Origin of the sequence: Leeuwenhoekiella sp. LLG6367-2.1, from assembly GCF_045055775.1 — a bacterium.
In the GTDB taxonomy this organism is placed as follows: domain Bacteria; phylum Bacteroidota; class Bacteroidia; order Flavobacteriales; family Flavobacteriaceae; genus Leeuwenhoekiella; species Leeuwenhoekiella aequorea.
Genome location: NZ_CP159331.1, coordinates 2,587,584 through 2,600,750, shown reverse-complemented (window position 1 = coordinate 2,600,750; position 13,167 = coordinate 2,587,584). Strand labels below are relative to the sequence as shown.

General features: G+C 35.0%; 9 protein-coding genes. 7 read left to right on the top strand and 2 right to left on the bottom strand.

Annotation, left to right across the window (positions count from 1 at the left end; translation table 11 throughout):
• Position 1: 1 nt before the first annotated feature.
• The 5 genes from ABVM53_RS11735 (at position 2) to ABVM53_RS11715 (ending at position 8,048) form a co-directional block, all read left to right on the top strand.
• The gene (locus tag ABVM53_RS11735; protein ID WP_405326229.1) at positions 2-1,867 is read left to right on the top strand and encodes an ATP-dependent nuclease; all 1,866 of its coding nucleotides are present in this window, start codon (positions 2-4) and stop codon (positions 1,865-1,867) included.
• Positions 1,868-3,208, top strand: coding sequence for a DUF262 domain-containing protein (locus tag ABVM53_RS11730; protein WP_405326227.1), 1,341 nt, complete (start codon positions 1,868-1,870; stop codon positions 3,206-3,208).
• Positions 3,208-5,163 carry a DUF262 domain-containing protein gene (locus ABVM53_RS11725; RefSeq protein WP_405326225.1) on the top strand — a complete coding sequence of 652 codons (1,956 nt, stop codon included), beginning with the start codon at positions 3,208-3,210 and terminating at the stop codon, positions 5,161-5,163. The genes ABVM53_RS11730 and ABVM53_RS11725 overlap by 1 nt, the downstream gene beginning before the upstream one ends.
• Positions 5,153-5,878, top strand: a complete 726-nt coding sequence (locus ABVM53_RS11720; RefSeq protein ID WP_405326223.1) for a hypothetical protein — start codon at positions 5,153-5,155, stop codon at positions 5,876-5,878. The genes ABVM53_RS11725 and ABVM53_RS11720 overlap by 11 nt, the downstream gene beginning before the upstream one ends.
• Before the next feature lie 322 nt (positions 5,879-6,200).
• A complete protein-coding gene (locus ABVM53_RS11715) occupies positions 6,201-8,048 on the top strand; it encodes a PLP-dependent transferase (protein ID WP_405326221.1) in 1,848 nt (615 codons plus the stop codon).
• Between the two features lie 341 nt (positions 8,049-8,389).
• Here the strand turns inward: ABVM53_RS11715 and ABVM53_RS11710 are convergent, their stop codons facing one another.
• Positions 8,390-8,614, bottom strand: coding sequence for a hypothetical protein (locus ABVM53_RS11710; protein WP_405326219.1), 225 nt, complete (start codon positions 8,612-8,614; stop codon positions 8,390-8,392).
• 301 nt (positions 8,615-8,915) lie between these two features.
• Between ABVM53_RS11710 and ABVM53_RS11705 the strand changes: the two genes are divergently transcribed.
• Together ABVM53_RS11705 and ABVM53_RS11700 are read left to right on the top strand one after the other, a co-directional pair.
• On the top strand, positions 8,916-9,950 hold the full coding sequence (locus tag ABVM53_RS11705; protein ID WP_405326217.1) for an XdhC family protein: 1,035 nt from the start codon (positions 8,916-8,918) through the stop codon (positions 9,948-9,950).
• 17 nt (positions 9,951-9,967) lie between these two features.
• Positions 9,968-11,149 carry a DUF748 domain-containing protein gene (locus ABVM53_RS11700; protein WP_405326215.1) on the top strand — a complete coding sequence of 394 codons (1,182 nt, stop codon included), beginning with the start codon at positions 9,968-9,970 and terminating at the stop codon, positions 11,147-11,149.
• Between the two features lie 25 nt (positions 11,150-11,174).
• On the opposite strand, the gene ABVM53_RS11695 is transcribed toward ABVM53_RS11700, so the two are convergent.
• A complete protein-coding gene (locus ABVM53_RS11695) occupies positions 11,175-13,139 on the bottom strand; it encodes a heavy metal translocating P-type ATPase (protein ID WP_405326213.1) in 1,965 nt (654 codons plus the stop codon).
• Positions 13,140-13,167 lie beyond the last annotated feature (28 nt).

Genomic DNA, 13,167 nt, shown 5'->3' with positions numbered 1-13,167 from the left:
GATGAGATTAAAATATATTTATATAAGTAAATACAAAAACCTAAAAGAGTTTACTTTAGATTTTGAAGGAGACAGTTTTATAGATGTTTTTGTAGGTAAAAATGGTACTGGAAAATCTAATTTATTTGAAGCTTTAATAGAAATATTCAAACATTTATTTGAAAATGATCATGAGCTTAATTTTGATTTTAAGTTAAAATACGAATTAGGAGATAAAGACATTTTTATAGGTTGGAAGTGGGCTGAAAGTATTTGGATAAATGAAGCTGAAAAAGAAATAAAAAAAGTAAGTAAAGAACAATTACCAGATAATATTCTTATTTACTATTCAGGTCACAATAACAAAATAACGGAGTTAGTTGACGCTTATGAACGTATATTTAAAAAAAGCTTAAAAGAAGCAAATGAAGGAGATACTAGAGAGTTTATTGGTATAGGTAAAGAATATAAAGCCTTGTTGTTGAGCGTGCTACTTTTACAACCTGATGAGTGCAAAGCAAAAGAATTCATTGTTAAAAAACTTGGTATCAAAAAAATAGATGATCAAGTAAAAATTACCTTAAAACGTCCTTTTTATGCAAGAAAGAATGGCTATGACATAGATTCTGTAGAGTCAAAAACTAGGTTTTGGAAGGCTCAAGGAATTACCCTTGAATTTTTAGATAAATTAACTTTAATAAAAAGAGGAGCTATAGAACAAGGTAGGGTTCGTGATGAAGACTACATTTATAGAGAAGATTACGGGGATGAGTTTATAATGTATTTAGATATAGAAGATTTTCAGAATAAATTTTCAGAAGCATCACCTCAAGATATTTTTAGAGGTTTTGATAATTTGAAAACAATAGAAATGCTCGATGATATTTCAATTGACCTAGAGCTTTTAGATGGCTCAAAAATTGGAGTAGATAAATTTAGTGATGGACAATTTCAATCAGTTTACATTTATTCTATTATGGAACTCTTTAAAGATAGAAATTGCATCACACTTTTAGATGAGCCGGATTCTTTTTTACACCCAGAATGGCAGTTTGACTTTTTAAGTCAAATATTTGAGATTACAGATCAACAATCTGTTAATAATCACGTGTTAATGACTACCCACAGTCCATCAACATTAACTACATATAAAGAATCGCACCTTAATATTTTTGAAATAAATGATGAGAATAAAGTCGTTTGTCATAAAATGATAAAAGCTGATATTATTCATTCACTTTCATCTGGTTTAATTTCCTTAACTCAAAACGAGGCAAAATTAAATATCAATCATTTCCTTAATAACACTAGTGGAGCAGTGCTTTTTACAGAAGGTATCACTGATGAGATGATCATTGAAACAGCTTGGGATAAAATATACCCGGGTACTAAACCTGATTTTGAAATTCAAAACGCATTTTCTTGTGGATTTTTAAGAAATCTAATAAAAGACGAAGAATTGTATAGAAATGCTAACGGAAGAAAGTTTTTCTCATTATTTGATTTTGACGAAGCTTATGGAGATTGGAATCAATTGGGTACAGATTTGGAAACTAACCCGGCTAATTGTTTAACAAAAAAGTACAAGACTTTTGAATCATATGCCATGTTGTTACCAGTACCAGCTATCGAAAATATATCAAAACAGGTTTTAAATCCCCTTACCGGTGGTAACTATGGTAAAAACTCATTACTAACCATTGAATTACTATTTTCCGAAGTACCAAGCTTAGATCAATATTTTAGAGTTGATACCCAAAGAACAGATGGCTTCAGAAAATTTAATGGAGATAAAGTAAGTTTTGCCCGTGATATTGTTCCAACTATAAATGCAGAACACTTCGAAGTATTTCGCCCGATGTTTGAATTTATAAAAAGCAAAATTTAGATGAGTAAACCAAAAGCCAAAATACAACTAGTAAAAACTCTTCTCCAATCTAATTTCAAAATTGCCGATTATCAAAGACCTTACAAGTGGACTATTAAGAATGTAAATGATCTTATTAATGACATTATAACTTTTCAAGAGAAGAAAGCCTACCGCATAGGCACCATTATCATTTACAAATATGTTGATTCGGAAAAGAAGAAACTTCAGGAAATTGTAGATGGGCAGCAAAGGTATTTAACCTTACTCCTTTTGTTTAAAGCACTTAAAGAAAGGTTTGAGATTTCAAATTTACAATTTGAAGCTCCGGCTTTAAAGCATCTACATTTTGATAATGCTATAAGCATTGGGAACTTAAAAGCTAATTATGCCTTTATAAAAACCCAGGTAACTGATTTTGATGAAGGTTTAATTCGTTTCTTTTTAGAAAAATGTGAATTTGTTCAGGTTACCATAACCGATTTAGGGGAAGCCTTTCAGTTTTTTGATTCCCAAAATTCCCGAGGTAAAGCATTATACCCTCATAATTTACTTAAAGCTTTTCACCTAAGGGAAATGAACCATCTGCAGGAGTCTAAGAAAATCATAGCAATCGAGCATTGGGACGCAACAGATCCTTATTTACTTAAAGATGCTTTTGCTAATTATTTCTTTAAAATTAGGAATTGGTCAACAGGTAAAAGCGCCTCCTATTTTTCTAAAGATGAAATAGCGGTTTTTAAGGGTGTCAATCTTCTAGATAATCATTTATACCCTTATGCTCGTCCTATTGCCATAAATGCAAAGTATGTAGGCTTAAAACAGCAGATACTCTATGACTTTAATGATAGTCAAGAGCACTTCCCTCACCAGCTTGATGCATTCACTATAAACGGTGAATGGTTTTTTGATTTTGTAAAACACAAATCTAAAATGGTTGGGGCTATTAAAGATTTTAATAACCCTTATTATAAAGGTTTCGAGGAAAAAAGCAAAGCTTATGAGATTGTTGAAAAATTAAAAAGTTATAGTGCAGCTTACAGAACAGGTGATAAGTATTGCAAGAATCTTTTTGAAGTTACATTGCTCTACTACATCGATAAGTTTGGACAAAAACAATTGGAAAAAGTGATTCCTTTAATTTTCTTTTGGGCTTACAGACCTCGCATCAAACTTACAGCCGTAAGACTAGAATCTGTTGACAATCACGCAAGACATCCTAATAGCCTTATTCGCCTAATACGGGAAAGTCTAACAGTCTCTCAAATACTCATCTATAGGCTTAAGCCTATTACACAAATGGGAGGTAATTCTGATGAGCTAGCTAAACTTTATATTAAAAACAATCTAATAGAAGCCTAATGTCTGAAAACCCACCGCTGTTAAGTATTTCTGATATTTTTAAAGATGCAAAGTACAGCATTCCTATCTATCAAAGGGAATATGCCTGGACAATCACCGAAGTTACACAGTTGCTGTCTGATCTATGTAGTCAAGCAAAAGACAATCGAAAAGACAACTACTATTTAGGCACATTAGTCATCAATAAAGGAATTCACGGAAAAGAAGAAGTTATAGATGGCCAGCAACGGTTAACCACACTATATATACTGCTAGCTTACCTATCTCACAGTGAAGAATCTTCATATACAGTTAATTTCGAATTTGACACGTTGCTATTTGATTCTAGACCTCAATCAATTAGCGCGCTACAAGCTATTTATTATAAAAAACTTGATGACGTAAATGAACCGGCAATAAAAGCAGCCTATAAAATCATTAGAAATAACCTAGGTCAATATTTAAAAGATTTTAGTATTACACTTAAAGAATTTACAGACTACCTTATAAACAAAACGCTTCTCCTCAAAGTTACCGTTCCACCAGATACGGATCTTAACCACTATTTTGAGATTATGAATGTACGTGGGGAACAACTTGAAAAACACGAAGTTCTTAAATCACGCCTAATGGGCTTTCTAATAAAATTCCCAGAAGATCGGCAACTTTTCAATACCGTATGGGAAGCTGCAAGTGATATGAACAGGTATATTCAGTTATTCTTTACCAGAGATACCAAAAATGAGAATAAAAATACCCGAAAGAAAATTTTTGGAGATGATGGCAATACTATACCTGCAAGTTATGAAGAATTACTTACAGCATTTATAAATACTCAGGAGATAAATAAAAAGGAAAAAGAGTCTTCTAAACCAAGCTTAAATGAAATTCTAAATTCTAAAGAATTTGTTTACCTGGAAGAAGCTGAAAACATAGAAGGTCACGAGCAGCTAACAGCTGTCATTAATTTCCCAAATTTCTTACTTCACGTACTTAAAATACAGGAAAATAATAAAGAGATTGTTTTAGATGACAAACAGTTACTCAAACAATTTGAGCTAATCTACAAGGATAGGAGCGATCAATCTCAGTTTGCCAAAGATTTTTGTTTTAGTCTACTCAAAACGAAGTTCTTATTTGATAAATATATCATTCGCAATTTAGACTTAGGTAAGGAAACCAAATGGGTTCTAAGAAAACAAGAACATCAGTTTGTACAAGGCAAATCACATTATCTAAAAGATACTTTTGAAAAAGACGACAATACTCAAGACAAGACTGATCATAACCAAATCATTATGCTGCAGTCGATGTTTCATGTGTCATTCCCTACGAGAATTTATAAACACTGGTTTAATGCTACTTTGTACCACCTATTTAATAATTCTGAAAATGGAGTAATTGAAGCAGACCAGCTGATAGCTTATTTAGAAAAATTAAATGATGCCTTCTTTTTTGATCGAAATCAATCGGTCAATATGGAATATGAAGAAATTATCTACGACAATAAGGGCGAGGCCAAAAATAGTAATGTAAGTGATGATATATGGCTTGAAGGTACCGGCACTAAGAATTTTATATTTAATAGGTTAGATTATTTAATATGGTATTATGCTACAATCGAAAAGTCTACGTATAAAAACTTGATCGATTCTAGTAAAGCGAACAACTTTCAATTTGGCTTTAGAAGTTCGGTCGAACATTTCTTTCCTCAACAACCTAGAAATGGAGAAAAAGCCCCGTTTGATGATATAGATCGATTTGGTAATCTCTGCCTAATAAGCCAACAGAAAAACTCCCGTTTTAGCAATGACTTACCAAAAGCTAAAAAAGCTAATTATCACAGACCAGATGATAAACCTGAAAGTTTAAAAATGGAGCTGATGTGGGATCATGCAGACGATTGGAATGAAGAAAATCTAAATGCTCACGAAGAGTTAATGAAGGAGATTTTAAACTCAACTTATGAACGATAGTATTGAAAATAGATTCTCCCTAAATGATATAGAAAGTGCATTTGATCATTTTTTAGAGCAACAAAAGTATGCTGTTGAAAACATTTATAACGGTTCCAATGCCACTATTGCCAAAGAATTAAAACAAGAAGGGATTTATGCCTTTTGGTGGAATGATAAAAATGGCTTGCTTAAAAAGCATTTACTAAATCCAGACACCGCCTATTATTTAAAAGGTCCGCATGACAACTCTGAAAAAGCAGATCATTTTTTAAAAGTGATTTTTACTGAAGAATGGATTGATAATGCAAGTAAGGGTGATCATATCTGCCTATATGTTGGAAAGAGTACTAATATCAAATCAAGAATAAATGGTCATATAAAATACAATATAGATCCGGAAAAGGATAACCAGTATAGTAATACCATTTGGAAAGACTATAAGAAGGGAAAAAGTTCAGATGACGATCTTAGTCATTTATGGCCAGTATCCCAAAACAAGAATAGATTAACTAAATGCCGATATGGGTTTGGTAAAAAGCCAAATACTGTAAGTCAGTTACGTATTGGATTAGAACGTCTTTTTCAAAGAGACGCTTTAGCATTAATTAAAGAACACGTATCCCTTTCCTTTTTACCCTATCCCGGAAAAGAAAACGCTGTTAACCGTTTCTTTATAGAAGATAAACTCATCGCCTCTTTATATCCTATTTTAAATATTGATGTTGAGCGGTAGGTAAATCTTTTGATTTGAATAGGAATAAGTACACCCAACATACACCCCTACCCTTCTCAACCCCTAAAAATAAATAAACCGAATATATTGTATTGGGAAGTAACCTATCAAAATAAGATGTTTCTACAGATATTGTTACACTAGATCATGTAATCGAATGACTCTATAGTTTAACCTCTTTTTTAAAGACGATCTTTGTTAGTTTATCGCTGCAAAAGCGTCATACTTTTAAGACCTTTGCAACAGCAAAAAAACGTATTTTTTGCTTTCCAAAATAAATTAAATCAGGTCCATCGCGCGATCAACTTTAAAATAAACTACTTTGAACGATAACAACGTACTAAAAGCTATAGAAGAGGTGTTAGCTAATATGCCGGGAGACTGGTTAGGATTAACTACCCACCGGTTAGATATTTACAATGAACAACTGGCTAAAAGTCATTTTTTAGAAGAATTTGAGACCCTGCTTCGATCTGGTGATTTAAATACTGCAAATTTAAGCCAGTTACCCACAGCATATGACTACATTAGACTGGGACATCCATTATCTAGTATCTTAGAATGGGGAATTGCTAAAATGAACAAGCTTAACGCCGAGTGCGTAATTAGTTTTTCTTCTCAAACAATGTCTGTTTTAGCTATTTTAAGAACAAATGCTCTGGCAAATAAAAAAACCAGAATAGCCTACACCGACAATCTACCAGAAAGTTTTGATGTTGAGACTATAAAACAAGTCTATGATTATGATTTCGAACTTATTCAGGTTGAAAATACGAATGCTTTATCTCCATATGAAGGAAGTACCATTTATATTTCTGATAACATAGATCTTACCGAAACACAACACAATACGTCTATTGATTTTATAGTAAGTCTTCACGATAAGCTGGGGAGTATTCTTCTTATCAACGGAGAAAAAAATGCAGATTATGTAGCTCCTATACAGCATGTACGCAGAAGAGAATCTATTGCTATGACGCCGGCAGATAGTCTTAAAATGCTACAACTGTTGACCGGGAAACCCGTAACTGATTCTGCTGAAAATGATTTTAATGAAAATAAGACCAAGGTGGTAAGTACCATACAAGAAGTTACGGCTACACATTCTAAGGTGCTTTTGGGTTCATCTGGTTTATCAGTTCAATATGCGATAATGATGGGGCTTATTGATGATGCGCTGGAAAAGCATCCCGGTAAGGCTATAAAAATTATCGTCCCGCCTAATTGCTATGGAGGTACAAATGATCAGGCAAGACGCGTAGCAGCAAGTGTTGATGATGTAGAAGTTCTTGATCTCCCTGTTGATGGCGATAACGACATGGTTAAAAGTACAGATCAGGTTTTAGATCAGGTTGCCCGAGAAGATGCTGTGCCTTATATAATTGCTGAAATTCCTACTAATCCACGGGTAGAAGTTCCAGATCTTGATAAACTTCGGGAAGCTTTAAGTAAAAAACGTAAAACGCCTTCCGGCGAGCTGGCAATTGATCCGGTTTTTATTTTGGATCAGACTTTTTGCCCAAATGTTCAATTTTTGAGTGAACAAGGCATTCTCGCGTCTATACGTACCATATCCTATGTAAGCGGTTCAAAATTTCCAAGTGGTGGAAAATGTACTGCAGGATATTGTGTTGCTAATAAGAAAGCAGAAAACCTGCTGGATAAAATAGATAAACACTTTAAAATTTGCGACAACGAAGCTACAGCGCTTCAGGTTGCATTTCTGGCAGAACAATTACCTTCTATGAACTCGCGCATTGCGGAAGCCTATGAGAACACTAGGGAATTTGTGAACTTTATAAAAGAAACCCTACCGGTCGCTAAAATTAATTTTGTTTCCGAAGAACTGGCGCAACAGGGCTTTACACCCTCGGTATTTTCTCTTGACCTCCCAACCAAAGGAGCAACTGCAGAGGAAAAAGAAACCTACAAAAGGGAGTTAAATCTAAAACTTATCACGATGATGATCACAAGTATTCCTAATGAGAGTAAATATTGTGTGAGTTATGGCCAATTAAAGGGATGCTACTGGACGATACCGGCAACCTCAACGCAGGGAACAACTAAAGAAGGAGATAAAGATTATATCGTACGGGTATCTTTATCACCTAATTTAAATCTAAATCTTCATAAAGAGGTGTTTACGAAGTTTGTGAATGGGATTAACTAAATAGATTTGCTGCAATACGTAAAAACAAGCAGTTCCTAAAAAGTAAAGTAATACATCCCACCAATCTGCCGTATATCTATTTGAAAAGTGTGGTAAAATAGCTTCGAAATAGATACTGTATATAAAAGTGAGTACAAAAACCGGTAACAGTTCAAAATGTTGCCGGTTTTTATTTTTAATGAGTTCGTAGCAACCAAGACAAAATCCCAACACTATAGGCATACATAAAAAATCTTTGAGATAGATTCTTGCAAAAAGTGGAGCTGTAAAAGGGAAAAAATGATCAAATTCAATGAGTAGAAATAGAAATATACAGATGCAGCAAAAAATATAAATCAATCTCATATAGCGGTAAGTGTTATGAGGAAAGCGAGCAAACCTCCCAGCCCTATTAATACAATCCACATAATGTACCCAGCTCTTGCAAATGCTCTAACCACTGGATTTTTATGGTCTCTTAATGACTTTTTCGCTACAGTAGATTCCTCCTTTATAGTAGAACCGGAATTCTTGGATGAATTTTTATCATTATTTTCTGGCGGCATAGGTGTTTGTGGATTCATCATTTCTATTGAATTTATAAGTTACAACTCAGTTAAATTTAATTCAATTCAAAAAAAACAGAACTATCTGAATCGGTTTTCTATTTTTAGAAACTTAGTGTATCCATCTCAGAACGTCCTAAAGATTAGATCCGTTTTCAGCACCAAGTATTATAGCAATTTTACTAAGTGTTTTTGAAATTATAATAGCCGACAATGTCAATTAAATGCTAAAAAATTTGGTTTTAGGCATTCTTTCGTAAATTCGGTAAACGGTTTAAGAATCTAAAAATTCTTAGGTGTTTTTAGTATTTAGCGAAATTACATGACTCACGAGTTTAAAAAAATTATAGAAAATGCCTTTGCGTATTACACCAAAGGCATTTCATGTGTTCTGGCGACTGTAGTGCATCTGGAGGGATCTTCTTACCGCAAGCCCGGTGTGAGAATGTTAATCGCTGAAGATGGGATGATGACGGGTGCCGTAAGCGGAGGCTGTGTTGAAAAAGAAGTATTGTTTCAAGCGGCTACAGTTTTTAAAACAAATCGGCCAAAAATGATGACCTACGATGGTCGATATCGTTTAGGCTGTGAGGGAATTTTATATATATTAATAGAACCATTTTCAATAAATGAACAGTTCTATAAAAGTATCTCTGCCGATTTAGAGAAACGAGAACCAATTAAAATAGCTTCGTATTATTCGTTAGATACAGAAAATCCTATACTCGGTTTGGGTTCAGAAATACAACTGAGTAATGGCAATGTCATAAAAACAAATTCAGATTCTGATGAACCTAAGACTGAAAACCAAGATACCCTACTCTATTTTCAGCAGGAATTAAGTCCGTTATTTCAGTTATTCCTTTTTGGTGCCGAACACGATGCAGTACAGCTGGGTCAGCTGGCAGCGCTGATGGGCTGGGAAGTTACTGTAATTGCTTCTGTTAAAGATCAGAAAGAATTAAAGCATTTTCCGGGAGTTAGAAATCTCATACACATTACTCCTGAAGAAAGTCACACCCTGTCTATTGACGAGAATTCTGCAGTGGTTTTAATGAATCATAACTATGCTACAGACCTCAATTTCCTCTTGCATATTTTAGAGAAAAATCCCGTTTACATTGGTTCGCTGGGCTCTGTAAAACGACGTGAGAAACTGTTTAACGATTTAATAGAGTACCGCCCAGATAAAGCTGAAGAATTTATAGATAAAATTTACGGTCCTGCCGGTCTCGATATAGGAGCAATTACTCCACAAGAAATTGCAAATTCAATTATTTCAGAAATAACTGCCGTAGTACGTGATAAAGAAATAAAATCCCTAAGAGATCTTCCGGGGAAAATACACGCTTACTAGTTTTAATACCCTTTCCTATGACTACAACTAAAAGACCTCGCTATAAAAAGAAGAGATATATCATACCAATAACACTAATAATCCTTCTTATTGCATTTCGCCTCTATCTTCCTACTCTTGTAAAAAACTCAATCAATAATGCTCTTGCAGATATTCCTGGTTATTACGGGCAAGTAGATGATGTAGATATACGACTGTACCGAGGTGCCTACGTACTTAATAAACTCTATCTTAATAAAGTGGATGCAGGTACTCAGGTCCCTTTTTTAAATTTTCCGAAGACAGATATATCTATTGAATGGAAGTCGGTTTTTAAAGGAAAAATAGTAGCTGAGATTACGATGAATAGTCCGGAGATTATTTACGTCTTCGAAGATCAGCAATCCACTCCTGAAGAAGGAACGGCCGATGTTGATGACTGGACTAAAGCGATCACCGAAATTGTACCTCTGGAAATTAACCATTTTGAAGTTCATAATGGGAAACTGGCATTTGTGCAATTATCTGCAGAGCCTAATGTAGATTTAGCTATCGAAAAACTCGAACTCACAGCAGATAACTTACGTAATGTAGTTGAAAAAGGGCGCGTTTTACCATCCCCAATAAGTGCTACTGGAGTTTCCTTTGGAGGCGGAACGGTGAAGCTGGACGGAAACATTAATATTATAAAAGAAATTCCCGATATGGATCTTGCATTTTCCCTTCAAAAAGCAAATGCAACAGCCTTAAATGATTTCACTAATTACTATGCGGGTATTGATTTTGAAAGTGGTACTGTCGAACTATTTAGCGAAATAGCGATTGCAGATGGATATCTGAAAGGATATATGAAACCATTGCTTGTAGATACAAAGCTTATAGGCAAAGAAGATGGTTTCCTAGAAACGCTCTGGGAAGGTTTTGTAGGGTTTTTCAAATTTGCTTTTAAAAATCAGCGTACAGATACATTGGCCACCGAAATTCCGCTTCAGGGAGATTTAAATAATATCGAAGCAGGTGTATGGCCTACCATCGGTGGAATCTTTAAAAACGCCTGGATAAAAGCTTTCAAAGGTGAAACTGACGATTCTATCGAATTTAAGGATGCTTTTAATGACGATGATGATTTGAGCTCTAAAGAGAAACGTGCCATTAGAAAAGAAGAACGTAAAGCCAAGCGAGAAAAGCGCAAAGCAGAAAAAGAAAACGATACGGTATAACTTCTAAGCAGTTTTAACGATCTGTTTACCAGTTCATTTTCTGTAGTCGTATTGCATTTAATATTGCAAGAAAAGCGACTCCTACATCTGCAAATACAGCTTCCCACATAGTTGCAAGTCCGCCAGCTCCAAGTAAAAGTACCACAGCTTTTACGCCAAAAGCGAGGGCAATATTCTGCCATACAATTTTGCGGGTAGAGCGACCTATTTGAATTGCAGTTGCAATTTTTGAGGGTTGGTCTGTCTGAATAATTACATCTGCAGTCTCAACCGCAACATCACTACCTAATCCGCCCATCGCGATTCCCACATCACTTACAGCAAGTACAGGGGCATCATTAATACCATCGCCGGTAAATGCTACATAAACTCCGGTTTGCTTTTTAAGTAGTTCTACTTCTCTTAGCTTATCCTCTGGGAGTAAACCGCCCTTAGCCCAATCGATTTTTAATTCTTTAGCTACCTGCTGAGTTATAGAATCTTTATCTCCAGAAAGCATCACTATTTTTGAAATACCTGCCTTACGAAGATTAGAAATCATCTGCTGCGCATCGTCTTTAAGTTCGTCTGCTAGGATCACATAACCTACAATACTACCTTCAATGGCCATAAAAACTAAGGATTCTACAACAGAATCTGTGTCTGGTGGTAGTTGCAAAGCATTGGCTTGCATTAAGGCTTTATTACCTACAAGAATTTCTTTTCCGTTTACTGTCCCAGATAATCCTTTACCTGCTATTTCGGTGATCGCTGTAGCTTCTAAAGGGAACTCATCAGTAGAATATTGCAGGATTGCTTTTGCTATGGGATGGGTAGATTTAGTTTCCATAGCGATCAGATAACGCATAAATTCTTCTTCAGAATAACTAGACAGGGTCTTTATTTCCTTGATTTTAAAAATTCCTTTAGTAACTGTTCCGGTTTTATCAAGAACTACCGTATTTATCTTGGTCATAGTATCTAGAAAAGAAGCTCCTTTAAATAAAATTCCATTACGAGAAGCAGCGCCTAGTCCACCAAAGTAACCTAGCGGAATTGATATTACTAATGCACAAGGACAGGATATAACCAGAAAAATAAGAGCTCTATACAACCAGTCTTCAAAAATATAATTGTCCACTATGAAGTACGGAATCAATGTAACTCCTAGTGCCAGAACCACGATTATAGGTGTATAAATGCGTGCGAATTTTCGAATAAAGAGTTCGGTTTTTGATTTACGGGAAGTCGCATTTTGAACAAGCTCAAGAATACGGGCCACCGAACTATCTTTAAAAGCAGCTACTACCTCTAATTCAATTACATTATCAAGGTTAATGCTACCAGCAAACACACGTTCTCCTTTGCGTACGGTAGAAGGTTTACTCTCACCAGTTAACGCAGCCGTGTTTAGCGTTGCCTTATCAGAAAGTAACGTACTGTCCAATGGTATTTTTTCACCTGCACGAACTTGAATTTTGTCTCCAATAGCCACTGTTTCAGGATCTAAGGAAACATACGTGTTATTTTTAAGTACGAACGCTTCTTTAGGGCGTACATCCAGCAAGGCCTTAATATTTTTCTTTGCATTACTTACTGCTGCGTGCTGAAACTCTTCTCCTACGGTGTAAAACACCATCACAGCAACACCTTCGGGATATTCCCCTAAAATAAAGGCTCCCACCGAAGCGATTGTCATCAGAAAAAATTCAGTAAAAAAGTCTCCCTTCTTGATGCTATCTAAACCCTGACGTGCAACCGGCAAACCCACAGGCAAATATGCAATTACATACCAAGCTAGTCGAACCCAGCTTTTAAAAAAATCTAAGTCAAAATAGTCAAATACAATTCCGATTATAAGAAGAATAAAACTGAATAAACCCGGAATATATGCTTTGAAATTAGAATGTGAGGAGTGGTCGTGCTCAAGGTCAACAGTAGAATCGACCGAATCATCACACGAACTGCAACATTCCTTTACATTATTAGATGGTACACCTGTATCTTTCATAGTTGCAAGTTCATAAATAGACACGTGC